Annotated in this window: 20 protein-coding genes; 8 read left to right on the top strand and 12 right to left on the bottom strand. The window is 69.2% G+C overall.

Annotation, left to right across the window (positions count from 1 at the left end; genetic code table 11):
* The 8 genes from HNR01_RS22540 to HNR01_RS22505 all read right to left on the bottom strand — a co-directional run.
* A partial coding sequence (locus HNR01_RS22540; RefSeq protein WP_246417612.1) for a GTP-binding protein occupies window positions 1–158 on the bottom strand: 158 nt, incomplete at its 3' end.
* Window positions 159–212: 54 nt separating this feature from the next.
* Window positions 213–2,288: an elongation factor G gene (gene fusA / locus HNR01_RS22535; RefSeq protein WP_017485509.1), complete on the bottom strand. Its 2,076-nt coding sequence runs from the start codon at window positions 2,286–2,288 to the stop codon at window positions 213–215.
* A 78-nt stretch (window positions 2,289–2,366) separates the two neighbouring features.
* A complete protein-coding gene (gene rpsG / locus HNR01_RS22530) occupies window positions 2,367–2,837 on the bottom strand; it encodes a 30S ribosomal protein S7 (RefSeq protein WP_017485508.1) in 471 nt (156 codons plus the stop codon).
* 124 nt (window positions 2,838–2,961) lie between these two features.
* Window positions 2,962–3,333, bottom strand: coding sequence for a 30S ribosomal protein S12 (rpsL, locus tag HNR01_RS22525; RefSeq protein WP_004447775.1), 372 nt, complete (start codon window positions 3,331–3,333; stop codon window positions 2,962–2,964).
* Between the two features lie 389 nt (window positions 3,334–3,722).
* Entirely contained in the window at window positions 3,723–7,190 is a 3,468-nt protein-coding gene (locus tag HNR01_RS22520) for an SbcC/MukB-like Walker B domain-containing protein (protein WP_183669962.1), read from the bottom strand.
* A 546-nt stretch (window positions 7,191–7,736) separates the two neighbouring features.
* Window positions 7,737–7,964: a hypothetical protein gene (locus HNR01_RS22515; protein ID WP_183669960.1), complete on the bottom strand. Its 228-nt coding sequence runs from the start codon at window positions 7,962–7,964 to the stop codon at window positions 7,737–7,739.
* A 436-nt stretch (window positions 7,965–8,400) separates the two neighbouring features.
* Window positions 8,401–9,030 carry an alpha/beta hydrolase gene (locus HNR01_RS22510; RefSeq protein WP_183669958.1) on the bottom strand — a complete coding sequence of 210 codons (630 nt, stop codon included), beginning with the start codon at window positions 9,028–9,030 and terminating at the stop codon, window positions 8,401–8,403.
* A gap of 74 nt (window positions 9,031–9,104) precedes the next feature.
* The gene (locus tag HNR01_RS22505) at window positions 9,105–10,034 is read right to left on the bottom strand and encodes a ring-cleaving dioxygenase (RefSeq protein WP_183669956.1); all 930 of its coding nucleotides are present in this window, start codon (window positions 10,032–10,034) and stop codon (window positions 9,105–9,107) included.
* A 139-nt stretch (window positions 10,035–10,173) separates the two neighbouring features.
* On the opposite strand from HNR01_RS22505, the gene HNR01_RS22500 reads away from it, so the two are divergent.
* Window positions 10,174–11,136, top strand: a complete 963-nt coding sequence (locus HNR01_RS22500; protein ID WP_017485501.1) for a LysR family transcriptional regulator — start codon at window positions 10,174–10,176, stop codon at window positions 11,134–11,136.
* Here HNR01_RS22500 and HNR01_RS22495 read toward each other — a convergent pair.
* Together HNR01_RS22495 and HNR01_RS22490 are read right to left on the bottom strand one after the other, a co-directional pair.
* Entirely contained in the window at window positions 11,091–11,726 is a 636-nt protein-coding gene (locus HNR01_RS22495; RefSeq protein ID WP_153876076.1) for a DUF4194 domain-containing protein, read from the bottom strand. The two genes, HNR01_RS22500 and HNR01_RS22495, sit on opposite strands and share 46 nt — an antisense overlap.
* A 25-nt stretch (window positions 11,727–11,751) precedes the next feature.
* Window positions 11,752–13,161 carry a Wadjet anti-phage system protein JetA family protein gene (locus HNR01_RS22490; protein ID WP_183669954.1) on the bottom strand — a complete coding sequence of 470 codons (1,410 nt, stop codon included), beginning with the start codon at window positions 13,159–13,161 and terminating at the stop codon, window positions 11,752–11,754.
* A gap of 127 nt (window positions 13,162–13,288) precedes the next feature.
* Here HNR01_RS22490 and HNR01_RS22485 point away from each other — a divergent pair, with 127 nt between their 5' ends.
* Entirely contained in the window at window positions 13,289–13,963 is a 675-nt protein-coding gene (locus tag HNR01_RS22485; RefSeq protein WP_017485498.1) for an HAD family hydrolase, read from the top strand.
* Window positions 13,964–14,187: 224 nt separating this feature from the next.
* On the top strand, window positions 14,188–14,568 hold the full coding sequence (locus HNR01_RS22480) for a hypothetical protein (RefSeq protein WP_183669952.1): 381 nt from the start codon (window positions 14,188–14,190) through the stop codon (window positions 14,566–14,568).
* Between the two features lie 68 nt (window positions 14,569–14,636).
* Here the strand turns inward: HNR01_RS22480 and HNR01_RS22475 are convergent, their stop codons facing one another.
* Window positions 14,637–15,527, bottom strand: coding sequence for an HpcH/HpaI aldolase/citrate lyase family protein (locus tag HNR01_RS22475; protein ID WP_183669950.1), 891 nt, complete (start codon window positions 15,525–15,527; stop codon window positions 14,637–14,639).
* A 179-nt stretch (window positions 15,528–15,706) separates the two neighbouring features.
* Between HNR01_RS22475 and HNR01_RS22470 the strand changes: the two genes are divergently transcribed.
* Entirely contained in the window at window positions 15,707–16,096 is a 390-nt protein-coding gene (locus HNR01_RS22470; protein WP_183669948.1) for a tautomerase family protein, read from the top strand.
* Here HNR01_RS22470 and HNR01_RS22465 read toward each other — a convergent pair.
* A complete protein-coding gene (locus tag HNR01_RS22465; RefSeq protein WP_183669946.1) occupies window positions 16,080–16,982 on the bottom strand; it encodes a LysR substrate-binding domain-containing protein in 903 nt (300 codons plus the stop codon). The genes HNR01_RS22470 and HNR01_RS22465 overlap by 17 nt on opposite strands.
* A 118-nt stretch (window positions 16,983–17,100) precedes the next feature.
* On the opposite strand from HNR01_RS22465, the gene HNR01_RS22460 reads away from it, so the two are divergent.
* From HNR01_RS22460 to HNR01_RS22445, 4 genes are all read left to right on the top strand, one after another.
* Window positions 17,101–18,321, top strand: a complete 1,221-nt coding sequence (locus HNR01_RS22460; protein WP_183669944.1) for an MFS transporter — start codon at window positions 17,101–17,103, stop codon at window positions 18,319–18,321.
* A 109-nt stretch (window positions 18,322–18,430) separates the two neighbouring features.
* A complete protein-coding gene (locus HNR01_RS22455) occupies window positions 18,431–18,796 on the top strand; it encodes a hypothetical protein (RefSeq protein WP_026105676.1) in 366 nt (121 codons plus the stop codon).
* Window positions 18,797–18,939: 143 nt separating this feature from the next.
* Window positions 18,940–19,167, top strand: coding sequence for a hypothetical protein (locus tag HNR01_RS22450; RefSeq protein ID WP_153876070.1), 228 nt, complete (start codon window positions 18,940–18,942; stop codon window positions 19,165–19,167).
* Entirely contained in the window at window positions 19,168–19,449 is a 282-nt protein-coding gene (locus HNR01_RS22445) for a hypothetical protein (protein ID WP_017485491.1), read from the top strand.
* Window positions 19,450–19,462 lie beyond the last annotated feature (13 nt).

Below are 19,462 nucleotides of genomic sequence, written 5' to 3'. Positions count from 1 at the left end.
GCCTTGTCGATCTGGTCGTAGGCCGTGAAGGTCGCCCCGCCCGACTCCGCCAGAACCTTCGTGATCGCCGCCGTCAGCGACGTCTTGCCGTGATCGACGTGTCCGATCGTGCCGATGTTGCAGTGCGGCTTATTACGGGAGAACTTTTCCTTACCCATCTGGGCCTCCTAATCGTCAGTGTCGTGGTTCGAAGAAGCTTTGCGCGCTCGCCGTCAGGCGTACTTGGCGATGACCTTGTCGGCCTCGCCGCGCGGCACTTCCTCGTAATGGTCGAACTGCATCGTGAAGTTGGCGCGGCCCTGGGAGAAGGAGCGCAGCTGGTTCACGTAGCCGAACATGTTGGCCAGCGGCACCATCGCGTTGATGACGTTGGCGTTGCCCCGCATGTCCTGGCCCTGGATCTGGCCGCGGCGGGAGTTGAGGTCGCCGATGACCGAACCGGTATACTCTTCCGGCGAGACGACTTCGACCTTCATCACCGGCTCGAGCAGGACCGAGCCGCCCTTCTGCAGCGCCTCACGGAAGGCGGCGCGAGAGGCGATCTCGAAAGCGAGCGCCGAGGAGTCGACGTCGTGGTAGGCGCCGTCGACCAGCTCCACCTTCACGTCGACCACCGGGAAGCCGGCGAGCACGCCCGCGCCGAGAACCGAGTTGAGGCCCTTCTCGACGCCGGGGATGTACTCCTTCGGCACCGCGCCGCCGACGATCTTCGACTCAAACGAGAAGCCGGCGCCCGGCTCGTTCGGCTCGACGACGAACTTCACCCGGGCGAACTGACCGGTACCGCCGGTCTGCTTCTTGTGGGTGTAGTCGATCTCCTGACGGCGGGTCAGCTTCTCGCGGTAGGCGACCTGCGGCTGGCCGATATTCGCGTCGACCTTGTAGGTACGGCGCAGGATGTCGACCTTGATGTCGAGGTGGAGCTCGCCCATCCCCTTGAGGATGGTCTGGCCCGACTCCTGGTCGGTCGAGACGCGGAAGGACGGATCCTCGGCGGCGAGCTTCGAGAGCGCGATGCCGAGCTTCTCCTGGTCGGCCTTCGACTTCGGCTCGACGGCGATCTCGATGACGGGCTCGGGGAACTCCATCTTCTCGAGGATCACGGCCTTGTTCGGGTCGCACAGGGTGTCGCCGGTGCGGGTGTCCTTGAGGCCGGCCAGGGCGACGATGTCGCCGGCATAGGCCTCCTTGATGTCCTCGCGGTTGTTGGCGTGCATCAGCAGCATGCGGCCGACGCGCTCCTTCTTGTCGCGCGAGGAGTTCAGCACGCTGGTGCCCGACTCGACCTTGCCCGAGTAGACGCGGCAGAAGGTGATCGTGCCGACGTGGGGATCGTCCATGATCTTGAAGGCGAGCATGGAGAAGGGATCTTCGTCGGTCGGCTCGCGCTTGACGGGCTCCTCGGTCTTGAAGTCGAGGCCGTCGACCGCGCCGCGATCCACCGGGGACGGCAGGTAGTCGACGACGGCGTCGAGGAGCGGCTGCACGCCCTTGTTCTTGAAGGCCGAGCCGCACAGGACCGGGTGGAAGGCACGCAGCTGCACGGCGCGGCGCACGAGGCGGCGCAGACCGTCCTCGTCCGGCTCGACGCCGTCGAGATAGGCGGTCATCGCGTCGTCATCGAGCTCGACGCAGGCCTCGACCAGCTTGGTGCGGTACTCGACGGCCTGATCCTTGAGCTCGGCCGGGATTTCCTCTTCGGCGAAGTTGGCGCCGAGCGCCTCGCCCGACCAGACGATCGCCTTCATCTTGATGAGGTCGATGACGCCCTTGAAGCTCGACTCGGCACCGATCGGCAGCTGGAGGCAGACCGGCTTGCCGGCGACGCGGCCGATGATGTCGGCGACGCACTTGAAGAAGTCGGCGCCGATCTTGTCCATCTTGTTGACGAACACGACGCGCGGCACGTCGTACTTGTCGGCCTGACGCCACACGGTCTCGGTCTGGGGCTCGACGCCCTGGTTGCCGTCGAGCACGCAGACGGCGCCGTCGAGCACGCGGAGCGAGCGCTCCACCTCGATGGTGAAGTCGACGTGGCCGGGGGTGTCGATGATGTTCAGGCGCTTGTCGCGCCAGAAGCAGGTGGTCGCAGCCGAGGTGATCGTGATGCCACGCTCCTGCTCCTGCTCCATCCAGTCCATGGTGGCGGCGCCCTCATGGACCTCGCCGATCTTATGGGACTTGCCGGTGTAGTAGAGGATCCGCTCGGTCGTCGTGGTCTTGCCGGCATCGATGTGGGCCATGATGCCGAAGTTGCGGTAGTCCTCGATCGCGTGCGTGCGGGGCATCGGGGTCTCTCCGGGAGAATACGGGCACGAAGCGCGGCCCCTTGGCCGCGCTCGGAGGTCTTCGAAGACCGGTACGAATTACCAGCGGTAGTGCGAGAAGGCGCGGTTGGCCTCGGCCATCCGGTGGGTGTCTTCGCGCTTCTTGACGGCGTTGCCGCGGTTGTTGGCGGCGTCCAGCAGCTCGGCGGACAGACGCTCCACCATGGTGCGGTCGTTGCGGCCACGGGCAGCCTGGATCAGCCAGCGGATGGCGAGAGCCTGGCGGCGCTCGGTGCGGACCTCGACGGGGACCTGGTAGGTCGCGCCGCCGACGCGGCGGGAGCGGACCTCGATCGCCGGGGCGACGTTGTCGAGGGCGGCGCGGAACACCTCGATCGGGTTGGCGCGGGCGCGGCTCTCGACGAGGTCGAAGGCACCGTACACGATCCGCTCAGCGGTCGACTTCTTGCCCTCGTACATGATGGAATTCATGAACTTGGTGAGGACGATGTCGCCGTACTTGGCGTCCGGGATGATCTCGCGCTTCTCGGCAGAGTGACGACGGGACATTTTTCGACTCTCGAAAATATGGTCTTAAGCGCCTCGCGCAGGCCACCTTGAGCTGATCGCCGGCGACATCCTTACGAGGCCGTGGAAATGGCCGTCCGAGCGAAATTGGCTTCGGACGCCGGTCTTACTTCGGACGCTTGGCACCGTACTTCGAACGGCGCTGCTTGCGGTTCTTGACGCCCTGCGTGTCGAGCACGCCGCGCAGGATGTGGTAGCGCACGCCCGGAAGGTCCTTCACGCGTCCGCCGCGGATCATGACCACGGAGTGCTCCTGAAGGTTGTGGCCCTCGCCGGGGATGTAGCCGATCACCTCGAAGCCGTTGGTCAGGCGCACCTTGGCGACCTTACGAAGCGCCGAGTTCGGCTTCTTCGGGGTCGTGGTGTAGACGCGCGTGCAGACGCCGCGCTTCTGCGGGCAGGCGTTGAGCGCCGGCACCTTGTTGCGCGCCTTCTGCGCCTTGCGCGGCTGGGCGATCAGCTGGTTGATCGTCGGCATCCTGTGCCCTCTTCATCCGGCCGCTCGGGGCGGCCACCGTCTGAAACCTGTCGAAGCCCCTTGCGGAGCGGTCGGTCCGCAGGCGAACCTGCGGCAAAACGAATAGCGCCAGAGGCCGATCAGGGCCTTTGGCGATGGTGAGGCAGAGGATCACGCCGTTGAGCGGCGCGGTCTTACCCGCTGATCTGACGAGTACGTCAGGGTGTGGTGCCGGTATCGGTCTGACGACGGTCGCCGAAGCCCCTGGCTTCGACCCGAAAGCGACTCTCGATCCACCGGAGTGGCGCGCTTCTACGCGTGAGGTTCGGTTCCGTCAATGCCCGGAGAGGATAAAGTTCGGTGAACGCGTCCCTCTTCTGCGGCCAAGCTAATGCTCGGCCGCGACACCGCTATTCGGCCGCATCCGAGAGGCGGAAAGCCTCGATTCCGCGCCGCTCCGGGTTGATTTCGGCGAGCGCTCGCTTCGCCGTTTCGAGTGGGTGCTCGGCCTCGATTCGGACCGAGGCGAGATCGGGGCTCTTGTAGACGGTGACGACGGTGTCCATCACCTCCGTCAGCGTCGTGCGCTTGTCCTCCGGCGCGGCGATGAGGAGCTGCAGCCCCCAGGCGCGGAACAGATCCACCAGCGACTGACTGTTGCGCACGTCGAGCTTGGAGAAGGCTTCGTCGAGGAGGCAGAGGCCGAGGCCTGGCGTCTCGTCGCCAGGGCGGTCGCCGGGATAATAGGCCGAGGCCATGGAGGCGGCGATCGCCACGTAGAACGGCGCCTGCGCCTCGCCGCCCGAGCCGCGCAAGGCCCGGCTCGACAGCGTCGTGCGGTTGCCCGCCCGGTCGCGCATGCCGATCTCGTAGACGAAGTAATTGCGGTAGTCGGCCAAGCGCGCCGCGCTCTCCTCGCCCTCGATCAGGGCGGTGATCTCGGCGAGCGCGGCGGCGAGCGGGCTCTTGTCGGGCCCGTCCTCTGGACCCGGCAGCACCGCCTGCGCCGCGTCGGGCGAGCGGGCCACCTCGGTGGCGAGCGCGTGGACGGCGGCGTAGCGCCGGTCCACCTCCGCCTCGAAGGCGTAGGTCTGGCCCGTGAAGGTCTGCGAGGCGAGGCGCTCGTTGAGCGCGTCGAGACGCGCGCGCATCCGCTCGAACTTGTCGGCGAGCCGGGTCAGCAGATCCTCCGTCATCAGGCGGCGCATCTCGGCCTCCGCCCGGAGCGACTGGTCGCGGTAGCGGCGCAGCTCGTGCCCGGCCACCTCGTCGCGCTCGCGCACCGCCCAGGCATAGCCGAAGGAGGCCGGCTGCTCGCCCGAGCCCAGCGGGTTCTCGACCCGCCACGCGGCGCAATACTCGGCGAGGTCGCGCTCGGCGGCGCGGCCCTGGTTTCGCACGCTGTCGCCCGCCTCGCGGGCGGAGGCGCGGGCTTGCGAGGCCAGAGCCGCGAGCGCCTTGGTGTCGAGCGCGGCCCGGTCGGCCCGCGCCCCGGCGATGCCCTCGATCGTGCCTGGCACGTCGGCGGGGACGGTGCCGGTGAGGCGGATGCGCACCGTGTCGCCGGTGGTCCAGCGCTTGAGCGCCGTGCGATAGGCAAGAAAAGCGGCTCGCGCCGCCTCCCGCCCCTGCGCGACCCGCGCCTTCAGCCCCGCCTCCTCGGCGAGCAGGGCGTCGCGCTTGGGCTCCAGCACCTGCACGAGTTCGGTGAGATAGGCGGAGCGCTCCTTCTGCAGCTCCTTCAACTCCGCCTCGATCACGCCGGCATCGGCACGGGCCACCGTCTCCTGCTCGGTGGCAAGGCTGCGGCGGCGGCCCTCGATGGCGTCGGCCTCGGCGCGCAGGGCTTCGATGTCCACCGGCGCCTCGGCGAGCCGGCTGCGCAGCAGCGCGGCGATGCGGGCGGCCTCGCGCATCACCGTGGCCTCGGCCCGAAGGACCCGCGCCTCCTCCCGCGCCTCGTCCAGTCGGCGGCGCGTCTCGGCGGTGGGCCCGCGCTGGCCCCGGGTCATCATCAGAGGCACCGGACGCACCACCGAGTAGGCCATGCCCGAGGTCGAGCGCCCGCTCGGCGCCACCGCGCGGCTCATGTTCCGCAGCGCCGCATCGTCGGGCGCGAGGTCGTAGCCGCCGAGCCGGGCGGCGAGGAAGGCTTCGGCATGGTCGCTGTCGGTCTCGATCAGACCCATCGGCCCGTCATCGAACCGGCGCGCCGAACGGCGAGCGGTATCGGTGGTCTTCACCAGCAGGCAGCGGAAGAACTGATTCTTCCGCGATTCGAGCAGGGCGAAGGCGCGGTCCAGGCGATCGGGCTCGACCACCAGGGCCTCGCGGGCGCGGCCCAGGAGACCTTCCAGCGCCGGCCCCCATTTCGGATCGACGATCTCGGCGAGTTCGCAGATCGGCGCCGCCTCGATTCCCAGCCGCCCCAGTTCCTCGCGGAACGCTTCGGTATCGGAGGAGAGCCGTGCGGCCGACGAGCGGCCGGCATTGACCTGCGCGTCGAGACCGCGGACCTCGTTCTCGCGCTCACGGGCCTTGAGGGCGAGGTCTTCCGCTTCCTCCTCCAGGGCGCTCGATACGTCCGGCATCTGCGCCAGCCCGTCGAGCAGACCTTTGAGCGGCCCGTCGGAGCGCAGGATGTCTTCCGGCGGCGCCTCGCGGCGCAGCCCTGAGCGGGCGCAGGCCTCGACGATGCGCGCAGCCTGAAGATCGAGCCGGCGCAAGGGGCCGCTGATCGCGCTGAGGCGGCCGGCATCCTGCACGAGGCCGATGATTGCCGAGAGGCGGTTGGTCAGGTCGCGCCGGTCGCGGGCAACCATGGCGAGGCCGGCATTGGAGGCCGCGAGCCGCGCCTCCGCCGCGCTGCCGACGATCAGCGCCTTGCGGGCGGCGATTTCCGAGTCGATCTCGCGCACGAAGCCCTGGCTCGTGGCGACGCTGTCGCGGGCGATGCGCAGGCGCTCCGACGTCTCGGCGAGCAGGCTTCGGGCCTCCGCATGGTCCAGAATGCGCCGGCGCAGATCCGCGCCCGCGGCCCGCACCTCGTCGAGCGCAGCGGTGAGGCTCGCCCGCGCCCAGGATTCGTAGCGCTCGCAGATGCGCGACAGGTGGGCGAGGCGCTTCTCCAACTCCTCGATCGTCTCCAGGAGCCGCCGCCACGTCTCGATCGACTGGCGGATGCGGGCGACGTCGAGCGGCTCGGCCTCCAGCACGAAGCTGCGGACGAAGGCGCTGGTGTCGAAGATCGGCTTGAACGCCACCGCGTTGGAGAAGGTGCGCAGGAACTGGCGCGGATCGGGCACGGCCGCGCCCTCGCGCAGGGTGGCCAGGACCGCGGCGGTGAAGCGCTCGCCGGAGGTGCGGAACTCCTCGAAGCTGTCGGCCCGGCGGCGCAGGTCTGCGGCGACCTCGGTCCAGGGGGCAACGAAGCTACCCTCCTCCGTCTCGCGCACGTAATCGGCGATCTCGAAGCGGTGGCCGATCGCGACGAAGCGCGAGAGCGTCTCCTCCTTCGGCTCCTCGGAGCGGGCGGCGAGGGCCAGTCCGACGGTGACGATGCGCCCGCTCGCGGGATTCTCGAATACGAGCGCGATGAGGGTCTCGCAGGCCTCGCGCGTCGGGCGTCCGCCCTCGGCCGGGTCGCTGATCCAGCCGAGGCAATAGTCCCGCACGGTGCGGGCGCTGCGCCCCGAGGCGGAGGCGTTGAGCGCCAGCCGGCTCGCATTGTTGCCGGCGAGCACGGTGCCGACGGCGTCGAAGATCGTGGACTTGCCCGCGCCCGTCGGACCGACGAGCGCCGCCGCCCCCCGGATCCGGATCTGCTCGCGCCGGATGAGGTACCAGTTCGAGATCGCGATGTCGGTGAGGCGATACACCGGCCCGGCCGCTTGTCCCCGAGGTTGAACGAGAGTCAGCGCAATGAACGCTGCGCCCCGCTCACGCAAGAGTGGGGGCCCTCAGCGCGGCGGGCAGGCATCGATCGGCGCAGCCGAAAGACGCACGAACACGACGAGTGCGGCCGATCCCGACCGCGCGGCTGGGCAGCGGAAATCACCGAGCCGTGATTTGACGATGTGACGTCGATCCGAGACGAGAGCGGCCAGGCGCCGATCTTCATGCAACGCGTTCAGCAACTGCGGCAGAGCTGTTTCAACGACAAGTTTCTGAAACGTTCTCGATTACTGCGTCTCTCGGCCATATGCGTAGTTTGACACGCACCACGACGATCGATTTCGGCAAAATTCGAAGTTACCCCGTGCCATACGGCGCTGTCCCCTCTCCATCTTCCAGATCATCGATCGTCGAGATGCCCGCGTACCGCCCTCGCCTGACTTACGGGATCCTGTTCATCGTCGCCTCTGTTGTACTGTGGGGCACGGCATCGTGGATGGCCGGCACGATCATCTGGGTCTGAGATCGACTCAGATGTCTTTTTTATAGGCGAGATAGCTTCCGAATACGTAACCTCCCTGCAACGCGAACAGGGAGGCAGCGATCATCAGCAGGTCCGCCAGCATGAGATGGCCATTGTGTAGGTGATAAATAATCCGGGCGGCGATGACGAAAAAGCTCGCTATTGCAAGCATTCCCCAATGATAAAATAGGCCGATCAGCATACCGGCGACTATCAGAAATAGAATCGCCAGCACTAGATCACGACCCCATTCGGCCGACCCGGCATCCGACAGCCTTTCCGCGGAAATTTCCTTACGTTATCGCCATGTCGGATGAGGGGCAAAGGCACGTTTGAGCGTAAAACTAGGCTGGCTCTGCAAGTTTCCGGTTATCGAACGATATTGTTAACGCGCTCGTCACCCTGGGTCCGCCCACTCCGGCCGCGGACACGCCGCCTCGACGCCTTGCTCTCGGTATCAGCCTCGCCGGCGGCCGCCGAGCGCGCATGGGCCACCCTCATGCTCCGCATGCCCCCGTTCCTGCGGCGGCCCGCCACCGCGCACCGGCGGCATCGCCGGATCGCGGGGTGACGGGGGCGCTTGCCCCCGTCACGTCTGAACCGGTCGCGCTGAGGGCCTGATCCCGGCTCCTCCGTCATCCGCGTCCGGGCAGCGAGGCCGCGAGGACGGCTCAGCCGCCGAAATTCCCGGCGAGCCACGCCTGGGCCGCGGTGAGGTCGGCCTGCGATAGGCCGTGCCCGGCGGGATTGACCGTGTGGGTCACCGCCGCTCCGGCTTGCCCGAGGGTCGAGGCGAGCCGCTCGGCATTGTCGGCGGGCACGATCGGGTCGAGGGCGCCCGAGAGCAGCAGCACCGGGCGGCCGGCGAGGTTCGGCCTCGGACTCTCGGCCAGCGGCACCATCGCCCGCAGCAGCACCGCCCCGGCCATCGCCTCCGGATGCAGGAGCAGGGTCGCGGCAGCGATATTGGCCCCGTTCGAGAAACCGACCGCCACCGGCGCCGCGAGCCCGTAAGCGGTGCGGGCCTGTGCGACGAAGGCGGCGAGATCGCCGGCCCGGCGCCGGACATCCGCCTCGTCGAACACGCCTTCCGCGAGACGGCGGAAGAAGCGCGGCATGCCGTTCTCCAGAACCGGCCCGCGGGGCGAGAGCAGCGCGGAGCCGGGCGAGAGGGCGCGGCCGAGGGGAAGCAGGTCGGTCTCGTCGCCGCCGGTGCCGTGCAGCAGCAGGAGCGGCGGCGCATTCCCGCCGGTTCCGGGCTCCAAGCGGTGGACGAAGTCGAAGGTGACGCCGTTCGTCATGGCTGTCTCCGTTCAGTCTGAGGATGATGCGGCCGCCCGGGACGATCCGGGCGGCCGCGCAGGCGTGGCGGGGTTCAGGCGACCTTCGGCAGCACCGCCTCGATCCGGTCGCGGTGCGGTTCGAGGAAGGGAGGCAGTTTCAGCGCGGTGCCGAGCTCCGCCGCCGGCTCGTCGATGGCGAAGCCCGGCGCGTCGGTGGCGATCTCGAACAGAATGCCGCCGGGCTCGCGGAAGTAGACCGAACGGAAGTACTGCCGGTCGCGCTGCTCGGTCACCGCCATGCCGTACCGGTCGCCCAGCCGCTCCGTCATCGCCGCCTGCACCGCGTCGTCGGCGGCGCGGAAGGCGATGTGGTGGACCGAGCCCGCCCCCTGCCGCCCCGGCAGGAAGTCGCCGACCGCCCGGAGCGTCACGAAGCCGCCGAGACCGGCTCCGCTCGTGAGCCGGATCTGGCTGCCCTCGCGAGCCGCCTCCTCGAAGCCGAGTACGTCGGTGAGGATCGCGGCGGTGGCCTCGGCCCCGCGCAGCAGCAGGGTGACGCCGTGGAAGCCGCGGATCGCCGCCTCCGGCGCGATGTCGTCAGCAGTCCAGGCCGGCTCGGCCTCCGCCCCCTCGACGCCGACGAGGGCCAGCGGCATCCCGTCGGGATCGCGGAAGCGCAGCACCGTCTCGCCGAAGACGCTCACCGGCGCCTCGTGGGCGACGTTGAGCGAGACGAAGCGGTGCGTCCAGCTGCCGATGGCGTCCCGCGGGACCCGGAAAGCCGTCTCCGACACCTGCCCGATACCGACCCGGCCGGGCGCGGCCTGGGCGATGGGGAAGAAGGTCAGGATCGTGCCGGGCGCGCCCGTCTCGTCGCCGAAATACAGGTGATAGGTGCCCGGATCGTCGAAGTTGACGGTCTTCTTCACCAGCCGCAGACCGAGAACGCGGGTGTAGAAGTCGACGGTGCGGGCGGTGTCGCTCGAAAATGCCGTGACGTGGTGGATGCCGTGTGCGCTCATGATGCGGGTCTCCTGTCGAAAGGATCGCCGCGGGGATCCGTGTGTGGTCCGGGCCGCGATCGGTGTGAGGCCAATCTGGCCCTTGCCTGCGCCCATGAAAACGGAAACGATTGAAACGTATCGTTTCCGGAATTGATCGATGGCAAAGCTCCCCGATTTCGAGGCCTGGGCCGTGTTCGCGGTGGTGGCCGACGCGCTCTCCTTCGCCCGCGCGGCGGAGGAACTCGGTCTGTCGAAGGCCACCGTCTCGAAAGCGGTGGCGCGGCTCGAGACCCGGCTCGGAGCGCGGTTGTTCCACCGCACCTCCCGGCGCCTCGCCCTGACGGAGGCCGGCCGCCTTGCGCGGGAGGACGCGGCCGGCTTGCTCGCCGCCGGCGAAGCGGCGGAGGCCCGGGCGCTCGACGCCAATGGCGTGCCGCGGGGCCGGGTGCGGCTCGCCGCGCCGATGTCCTTTGGCGTGGCCCACCTCGCGCCAGTCCTGCCGGAATTCCTGGCCGCGCATCCGGAGGTCTCGGTCGATCTGCACCTGTCGGATGCGGTGGTCGACCTCGTCGGCGGAGGGTTCGATCTGGGCCTGCGGATCGCGGCGCTGCCCGATTCCTCGCTCAGGGTCAGGCGGCTTTGCGGCGTGCGCCGGTCGCTCGTGGCGACGCCGGCCTATCTCGAACGGCACGGCGCGCCGCAGCATCCGGAGGAGCTGCACGGCCTTGCCTGCCTCGGTTACGCCTACCTGCCCACGCCGGACCGATGGCCCTTCACCAACGCCGCGGGCGAGACGGTCACCATCGTGCCCGAGGGTCCGTTGCGCGCCAACAATGCCGACGCCTTGGCGCCGGCCCTCCGCGCCGGGCTCGGCCTCGCGGTCCAGCCGGACTTCACGATCTGGGAGGATCTGAAGTCAGGCCGCCTGGAGCGGGTGATGCCGGATTGGCAGCCACCGCCGATCGCCCTCAACCTCGTGATGCCGCCCGGCCTGCCACGGCCGGCGCGGGTCTCGGCGCTGATCGCCTTCCTCGAGCGGGCCTTCTCGGCCGCGCCCTGGGCGCAGGCCGAGGGTCAGGCGCCCCTCCCCTCACCGGCGGAGGACCAGGCGCGGACCTGATCCATCCAGGCATCCGGCGAGAGCACGGTGATGCCCGGCATCACCATCAGCGGCGTCACCCGCTCGGCCCGGTCGCGCTCGCCCAGCCGCAGAGCGCCCTTGCGGGCGAACAGGCGCAGGATCTCGATCAGACGCGCCTCGTCCGGAGGCTCGGACCGGGCGGCGGAGCGGATCGCGTCGGCGATATCGTCGGTGGTGCATTCCACCGTGCCGTCGGTGGAGACGCGGTGATCGCGCAGTCCCTCCTCGTAGGCGAGCCGGAGCGCCAGGAGCACCAGGGTCTCGTCCTTGCGCAGCCGCTCCCCCTGCGCGTCGTGGCGCACGCCGTCGGGCGGCAGGGCGAGGAACACCATCTGGTCGCGGTGGGCGACCTCGAAGCGGTAGCCGAGGCAGGCGAAGTAGTCGCGGAAGAACGGCGCGTAGTGCCGCGCGAGTTCGTAGGAGCGGCCGATGCCGGTGGTCGCGGCGTAGATGCACTGGCTCTTCAGCATCACCTGAAGCGCGCGGATCAACTCCTCCTCGCTCGGCGCGGAACTGCCGGGCGGGGGCATCTCCTCGCCGTCGAGGATGGCGCGGAAGGGTTCGAGCATGGTCTTGTCCGTTGAGCCTGCTTTGTCAGCCTACTTTGCCGGCTCCGCGGCGGGCGGCGGCTGGGATGCGCTCGATCATGAAGTCCGGGCAGTCGAGCCAGCCGTTCGACACGCGGCCCTCGATCCGGGAGACGCGGTAGCGGCTGCGCAGGACGCCGTCGAACAGCACGTCGATCTCGCGCAGGCGCTGGAAAACGACGAAGGCGTCGATGTCGTCGACCTGGATTTCCGAACCGCGCAAAGCCTTCGCCTGGGCGAGCCGGGCATCGAGATAGGCGACGATGCGCTCCGGCGTCACGGTGATGCGGCGGCGGAACGCGTCCTTGGCGGCGATGAAGGCCTCGATCGCCGGATCGACGTCGACCTCCGGCAGCGGCTCGTACTCGATGATCCGGCGCGGCATGCGCGGGTTCGTGAGTTGCGGCGGACCGATCGGCGGACGCAGCAGGGAGATCTGCGGCAGAGGCAGGCCGGCAAGGTCGTCCTCGGCCGCGCCGACCGCGCGCAGCGCCGCGGCGGTCCGCTCGATCCGCGCCGAATCGCGCGGGTCGCGGTAGCGGAGTGCGGCCGAGATGCGCCGTTCCAGGCGCGCCACCACCTCGGCGACGGCGTCGAGATGCGGATCGAGGCCCTCGAAGATCGAGAGGATCTCGACGAGGTCGGTGCGCACCATGCGCTCGGCCGCCGCGATGTCGGCGGCGCGCCCCTCGCGCAGGTTGCCCTCCGCCAGCGCCCTGAGCGTCAGCGGATCGCGCAGGGCGCGCCCCGCCTCGCGCACGATGCCGGAGCGGAAGCGGAACGGATTGAAGCGGGTGTGCAGCGTCCGGTAGTCGGAGACGAGGTGGCGCTCGACGAATTCCTCGAAGTAGAGCCGGAAGGCCGCGCTGAGATCCGGCTCGCGCAGGATGCGCTCTTCGAGCTTGCGCATGGCCCCGGCCAGCCCGCGAAGGTGGCCGAGGAAGGTGCGCGAGGCCTTGGCCGCGTTGCGCAGGGCCTCCGAGCGGTCGCCGGGGCTGGCGATGGCGCTCTCCAGCGCGCTCAGGACCTCGAGCACCGCGCCGCCGTAGGAGCGGGTTTCGCCACGCTCGATCCGGGCCAGCTCCTCGATCAGTAGGCGCGCATCGGGATCGAAATCGACCACCGGCACGTAGCGCTCGCGCCGCTCCACCAGCCAGCCCGCCTCGATCAGCCGCCGGAACACCGCCGAGCGCCGCTCGATCGGATCGACGGGCGTGGCCTCGTCGTCGGCGATCTCGGCTTGGCTCCAGCCGACGGAGAAGTCCCCGATGGCTGCAAGAAGCTCGCTCTTGCGCAGGGGCTCGGCGGCGTCGCCGAACACGCGCGCGTGCAGGTGCAGCAGCAGGGCCGCGTTGAATTCGCGGCTCGGCGAGGCGAGCGGGCGGAAGAGGTCGTCGGCGAGATGAGTGAAGAGCATGATGGGACGGGCGCGACCACAACCCGCTCGGCCGCCCTCGGTCAATGCTCGTACCGCTCGATCCCTCATGCATCGACAGGGGCATCGGTTCGTTGTCTCCACGGCCGCCACCCGATGGAGTTGCCCCATGCGTATCGAGACCGTCTTCCTGTTCGACCTCGACGGCACGCTGGTCGACAGCGTCTACCAGCATGTGCTCGCCTGGAAGGAGGCACTCGACGCCGAGGGGATTCCGCTCTCGGTCTGGCGTATCCACCGCAAGATCGGGATGAGCGGCGGGCTGTTCACCAACCAGCTTCTGCGCGAGACCGGCCTCGATATCGACCCGGAGCGGATCGACCGGCTGCGGCGCCTGCATGCGGAAGCCTATGGCCGGCTCTCGAAAGGCGTGGTGCCTCTGCCGGGTGCGAAGGAACTGCTCGCGACGCTCACCGACAACCGTATCCCTTGGGCGATCGCCACGAGCGGGCGCATGGAGACGGCGGGCCACAACCTCGTCGCGCTCGGGGTCGATCCGGCCGAGGTGCCGGTGGTGACGCGCGACCTCGTGAAATACGCCAAGCCCGATCCGGACCTGTTCCTCGCGGCCGCCGAGCGGCTGGACGCGCCGATCGAGCACGCGGTGATCGTCGGCGATTCGATCTGGGACATGCTGGCGGCCCGCCGCTGTCGCGGCCTCGGGGTCGGCCTGCTCTCGGGCGGATACGGCACGGAGGAGCTGGAACGCTCCGGAGCGGTCAGGGTCTACGATGACCCCGCCATGCTTCTGCAACATCTCGATGAGGTCGGCGGACGGCGCTGAGCGCGGCGGCCCCGTTATGGCCAAGGTCAGAGCGGCATCGAGGCCCACTCATTCGCAGGGTGGATCAATGGAGCGATCCTGACAATTGGATGAACAGGTGCATGCACCGTCATTCATGCGACAAAACGTAAAGTGAGATCCAGCACATCGAGAGTGAACCAAATCCAGACCGTCCCCGTTGGGGTGCCAATGGATCGGGGATCCTCCCCTTTCGGAGAGACTTGATGAAGAAGCTTGCGATTCTGTCCGCCGTGACCGTTCTCGGCTTGGGCGCTCTGTCCTCGACCGATGCCGAGGCTCGCTGGCGCGGCCGCGGCGGCGGCGGTGCCGTGGCGGCCGGTGTCATCGGCGGCCTCGCGGCCGGCGCGCTCGTCGGCGCAGCCGCCTCGAACGCCTACGGCTACGGCGGCTATGGCTATGGCGGCGGCTACGGCTACGATTACGGCTATGCCCGCCCGGTTGCCAGCTACGGCTACGGCTATGCCCGTCCCGCCTACGGCTACCGCAGCGTCGGCTACTACGACGGCGGCTACTATGCCCCGCGCCGCGCCTATGGCGGCTATTCCTGGGGTGGGCCGGCCTACGATTACGGCTACGGCTGGTAAGCCTTCCTGCCGTCATCGCCTCTCATGACGGCACGGCCGCGCCCGCTCGGGCGCGGCCGTTTCGCGTTTCAGGCCGCGGCGTCGCGGGCAGCGATCGTCTCGGACCACACCACGGCGCGGCGGGCCATGCCGATATGCTGGCGCTCGTACATGCGGCCCTCGACCTTGATTGCCGCGCGCTTGGCGTTTTCCGGCAGGTTGAAGGCCTCGATCACGAGGCGGGCGCGGCGCACCTCCTCCTCCGTCGGGGCGAAGGAGGTGTTGGCGGGTTCGATCTGATTGGGGTGGATCAGCGTCTTGCCGTCGAAGCCCAGGTCGCGCGCCTGCCGGCACTCCTCGCGACAGCCTTCGGGATCGGCGATGTCGTTCCACACGCCGTCGAGGATGATCAGTCCCTCGGCGCGCGCGGCAGCCAGGGTCAGCATCATCCAGGGCAGCATCGGCACGCGCCCGCGCACGAGTTGCGCCCAGGTGTCCTTCGCCAGATCGTTGGTACCGAGCACGAAGCCGGTGAGCCGGTTGCGGCGGTCGCGGCGTGCCTTGGCAATCTCGTGGATATTCAGGATCGCCGCCGGCGTCTCGATCATCGCCCAGACCGCGATCGAATCGGGCGCGTCCAGCGCCTCGAGCGCATCGGCGACGCTCTCCAGCACGGCCGGCGAGGAGACCTTCGGCATCAGGATCGCATCGGGCTTGGCCTGGATCGCGGCGCGCAGATCGCCGTCGCCCCAGGGCGTCTGCGGCGCGTTCACCCGGATCACGAGTTCGCGATGACCGTAGCCGCCACTCTTCACGGCGGCGCAGACCTGCTCGCGGGCGCGCTCCTTCTCATCGTTGGCGACGGCGTCCTCCAGATCAAGGATCAGGGAATCGGCCGGCAACGTCTTCGCCTTTTCAAGGGCGCGCGGGTTCGACCCCGGCATGTAGAGAACGCTGCGGCGCAACCGCAAATCGGACATGTTTCGTCTCCTCCTGGGGGCGGGTCAGGGGCGCCGCACGCCGCTTCCCTCCCTCATTTGAATGCATAATACGAAAGATCCCGATCGGTTGGAAGCGGCCGGAAGCGAGGCTACTTAACCGCGGGCGCCCGGCAACCGCCAGAGGGCGCGCCCCCGCCTCGTGCCTTGGAGAGTTTCAGATGCCCTTGATGCGTTTCGACCTGATCGAGGGGCGCAGCGACGCGGAGTTGAAGGCCCTCCTCGACGCCGCTCACGAGGCAATGCTTGAAGCCTTCCAGGTGCCGCCCGGCGACCGCTACCAGATCGTCACCGAGCACAAGCCGTCGCGGATGATCGTAGAGGATACCGGTCTCGATATCCCCCGCACGCGCGACGTGGTGGTGGTGCAGATGATCACCCGGCCGCGAGGGCGTGAAAAGAAGGAGCTGTTCTACCGGCTGCTGACCGAGAAGCTGCAGGCTGCCTGCGGCATCGCCCCGGCCGACGTGATGGTCTCGACGGTGGAGAACACCGATAAGGATTGGTCGTTCGGGCACGGCCGGGCGCAGTTCCTCACCGGGGAATTGTGAATCCCGGCCGGCCTCCTTCCGTCACCAGCCAGTCGATGAGCGCGGTGAGCGCCGGCGACTTGTCCGCATCGAACGGCGTCAGGGCGAAGTAGGCGGCCCGCTCGACTCGGATCTCCGGAAACGGCGCCACGAGCCGGCCCTCGGCGGTCATTCGGTCGAGCACCGGGAACGGTCCGATGCCGAGGCCGGCCCCGTCCTCCAGCGCCTGAAGGGTCACGAAGAAGTGGTCGAACACCCGGCGGCGCACGCCGCCGGGCAACGCGATGCCCGCCGCCGCGAGCCAGTCGATCCAATCGCCCGGCCGGGTCTCGGTGCCGAGCAGGACGTGGCGCTCGAGTTCGTCCAACGTCGCGAGCGGCCTGCTCCGCAGCAGGGCGGGGCTGGCCACCAGGGTATCCGCCTCCGTCAGGAACGGCACCGCGTGGTGCTGCGGCCACGGCTCGGGGCCGCGCCGGACCGCGAGGTCGAACCCGCCGCGCAGCGCGTCCTGCAGAGTGGTCGTGGTGGTGACCCTGACTTCCGTCCCGGGACGGGCCGCGTGGAAATCATCGAGGCGCGGGATCAGCCAGCGCATCGCGAAGGTCGCGGGTGCGCTGACGCGCAGGACGCGCGGCGCCTGGGGCCGCCCGCAGGCCTCCGCCGCCGCCGTGAGCCGGTCGAACGACAGGCTGATTTCCTCCGCGAAGACGCGGGCTGCCGGGGTCGCCACCATCCGCCGCCCGACCCGCACGAAGAGACGCTGGCCGAGCCACGCCTCCAGGGTAGCGATCTGACGGCTCACCGCTCCGTGCGTCAGCCCGAGTTCGAGACCGGCCTGGGCATAGCTGCCGGCCCGGGCTGCCACCTCGAACACCTGCAGCGCGTGGAGCGGCGGCAGCCGGCGCATTTCCTCTTCTCTCCGACCCGTGAGGAAACCGTACGGAACCCGTGCAGTGAGAGGTTCTCATCCCACAAAGCTCACAGGTGTAGATTCCCTGCGCAAGCGTCAGCAGGGGATTTTTGGTGTGAATCAGGCCGTTCGACTCGACGGATCGATGCGGGGTGACAGCCGTGAGCTCAAGCGGCGCAGTCTTGGCGGGGCCTGCCTCGCCCACGCTCTGCACGACGGCTACACCGATTTGCTCTACGTGATGCTGCCGGTCTGGCAGACGGAGTTCGGCCTCGGCTATGCCGGACTCGCCGTTCTGCGCAGCCTCTACTACGCCACCATGGGTGGGCTGCAGGTGCCTGCCGACCGGCTGGCGGCGCGGTGGCCGATCCGCACGGCCCTCGCCGTTTCGACGCTGGTCGCTGCCGCGGGCTTTTCCGTCATGGCGCTGAGCACGGGCCTGTTCGGGCTCTGCGCCGGGCTGGTGCTCGCCGGAATCGGCGCGAGTATCCAGCACCCGCGCGCCTCGCTCCTCGTCGCGCAGGCCTACGGCGGTTCGGCGCGGGGGCCGTTAGGGATCTACAACTTTGCCGGTGATCTCGGGAAAGCGCTGTTTCCGGTCGCCGTCGCGCTGCTGCTCGGCGTGCTGGCTTGGCGACCGGTCGCCGGGCTGATGGCGGGAATCGGTCTCGCCGCGACGGTCGCACTTGCCCTCGTCCTGCCGCGGGGATCGCTCGCCGCGGCACCGGTGCAGACCCATCGAACCGGCGGCGAGGGAAGCGGCTTCTCCCTCCTGATGACGGTCGGCGCCCTCGACACCGCCACGCGAATGGGCACCCTGCTGTTCCTGCCCTTCCTGCTGGAGGCGAAGGGCGGCACCGGGACGACGACCGGGCTCGCCCTCGCCCTGGTCTTTTCCGGCGGCGCCTTCGGCAAGGCCGTGTGCGGCTGGCTCGGCGAACGCGTCGGGGTCGTGCCCTGCGTCGTGGCGACGGAGACCGCCACCGCCCTGCTGGTCGCGGCACTCCTCGTCCTGCCGCTCGGTCCGACCTTGGTCGTGCTGCCGCTCGTCGGCCTCGTCCTCAACGGCACGTCCTCGGTGCTCTACGGGACGGTGCCGGATCTGGCGCCGCGCGGCGATGTCGGCCGGGCCTTCGCCCTGTTCTACACCGCCGTGATCGGGTCGGGCGGGCTCGCGCCGATCGCCTACGGGGCGCTGGGCGACTGGGCCGGCTCCGGCGTCGGCCTGCTGGCGGGAGCCGCCACGGCACTGACCATCGTTCCGCTGGTGCTTCGCTTGCGCCGGCCGCTCGCCCGGATCGAGCGAGAGATTGAACAAGAACAAGCGAGACTTTGACGGCCGATTTTCTTTGTACGGCCAAGTCATCCCGCCGATTCAGGTCAACGTTTCGTCAAGATCGAAGGCCAAGGGCGTCCCCGAAATGCGTTTCGAAGGGACGAACCGGATGCGAAAGACCTGCCTCGGCGCCTGCGCCGGCCTCGCGTTGCTCGCGGGATTGTCCGCGCCCGCGCAGGCCGAGAACCGGACCGCGATGGGGGTCGGTGCCGGCGCCGTGGCCGGTGCGCTCGTGGCCGGACCGGTCGGTGCCGTGGTGGGGGCGGTGGCCGGCGGCGTCATCGGCTCGAACAGCGGCGCACGTCCCCGCTCCACCCGCAAGCGGCGCGCCGCCCTGCGCCGGTCGGTCCGGGCGCCGCGCCGCGCAGCCATGGCCGAGCCGGCATCCGCCCGCTCGGAGGTGCCCCGCGCCATGAATACGGGCGGCACGGGCACCGCCACGCCGGTGCGCTCCGGCTGGCAGGATCCGCGCTGAACCGGGCTCGGCCGCCCGTCGGGACTGTCGCTTTCACGTCACAGCCAGGGAAATGCGCAAGCGTGACCGGTGCAGTGCCATTTTCATGACGCGATGCGGCGCGCAGGATCAGCCTCGTGCAATCGTCCGAGAGCGAGGAAGCGATGGCTGATCCGAGCGCCGACCCGAACCGAACGGACCGACTGCAAACGGTGTCCCGCCTCGAGCGGTCCACCGTCAGCCGGGTGACCAAGGGTGTCGCCTCCGCCATCGGCAAGCGCCTCTCCGTCGATCAGGACGGCGCTCTGCCCGATCGCCTCGCCTTTCTCGTTGACCGCCTCCAGGCCGGACCTCTCGGCCGCACCTCCCTCAAGCATCGTCGAGTTGCCTGAATGTCCAAGTTCGATCGCGCCCTCAACGACGCCACCGTGGTTCCCTTCCCCGCCGCCGCCGCCGAGGCGGTCGCCGACGAGAACGTCGCCTCGATCATCGAGGTGCTTCAGGATCAGCTGAAGCTCGCCCGCGAGGGCAAGCTGCGCTCGGTCGCGGTGGTTTCGGTCTCGAACGACGGGAGCGCCATCGGCACGCAATGGTCCTGCGCCCACGGCGACGTGGCGAGCCTGATCGGCAAACTCACGGTGCTGTCCCACGACATGATGGCCGCGCGGAACTGAATTTTTCCTCACT

The organism is Methylorubrum rhodesianum (assembly GCF_014199985.1).
Taxonomy (GTDB): Bacteria; Pseudomonadota; Alphaproteobacteria; order Rhizobiales; family Beijerinckiaceae; genus Methylobacterium; species Methylobacterium rhodesianum.
This window is presented reverse-complemented; position numbering and strand designations above follow the sequence as displayed.

Bases quoted from the DNA above. Each gene is read 5' to 3' on its own strand.
- HNR01_RS22510 (WP_183669958.1), bottom strand. From the start codon at position 9,030: ATGACGAACGGCGTCACCTTCGACTTCGTCCACCGCTTGGAGCCCGGA.
- HNR01_RS22485 (WP_017485498.1), top strand. From the start codon at position 13,289: ATGCGTATCGAGACCGTCTTCCTGTTCGACCTCGACGGCACGCTGGTC.
- fusA (WP_017485509.1), bottom strand. From the start codon at position 2,288: ATGCCCCGCACGCACGCGATCGAGGACTACCGCAACTTCGGCATCATG.
- HNR01_RS22475 (WP_183669950.1), bottom strand. From the start codon at position 15,527: ATGTCCGATTTGCGGTTGCGCCGCAGCGTTCTCTACATGCCGGGGTCG.
- rpsG (WP_017485508.1), bottom strand. From the start codon at position 2,837: ATGTCCCGTCGTCACTCTGCCGAGAAGCGCGAGATCATCCCGGACGCC.
- HNR01_RS22490 (WP_183669954.1), bottom strand. From the start codon at position 13,161: ATGCTCTTCACTCATCTCGCCGACGACCTCTTCCGCCCGCTCGCCTCG.
- HNR01_RS22465 (WP_183669946.1), bottom strand. From the start codon at position 16,982: ATGCGCCGGCTGCCGCCGCTCCACGCGCTGCAGGTGTTCGAGGTGGCA.
- HNR01_RS22445 (WP_017485491.1), top strand. From the start codon at position 19,168: ATGTCCAAGTTCGATCGCGCCCTCAACGACGCCACCGTGGTTCCCTTC.
- HNR01_RS22455 (WP_026105676.1), top strand. From the start codon at position 18,431: ATGCGAAAGACCTGCCTCGGCGCCTGCGCCGGCCTCGCGTTGCTCGCG.
- HNR01_RS22505 (WP_183669956.1), bottom strand. From the start codon at position 10,034: ATGAGCGCACACGGCATCCACCACGTCACGGCATTTTCGAGCGACACC.
- rpsL (WP_004447775.1), bottom strand. From the start codon at position 3,333: ATGCCGACGATCAACCAGCTGATCGCCCAGCCGCGCAAGGCGCAGAAG.
- HNR01_RS22450 (WP_153876070.1), top strand. From the start codon at position 18,940: ATGGCTGATCCGAGCGCCGACCCGAACCGAACGGACCGACTGCAAACG.
- HNR01_RS22470 (WP_183669948.1), top strand. From the start codon at position 15,707: ATGCCCTTGATGCGTTTCGACCTGATCGAGGGGCGCAGCGACGCGGAG.
- HNR01_RS22480 (WP_183669952.1), top strand. From the start codon at position 14,188: ATGAAGAAGCTTGCGATTCTGTCCGCCGTGACCGTTCTCGGCTTGGGC.
- HNR01_RS22500 (WP_017485501.1), top strand. From the start codon at position 10,174: ATGGCAAAGCTCCCCGATTTCGAGGCCTGGGCCGTGTTCGCGGTGGTG.
- HNR01_RS22495 (WP_153876076.1), bottom strand. From the start codon at position 11,726: ATGCTCGAACCCTTCCGCGCCATCCTCGACGGCGAGGAGATGCCCCCG.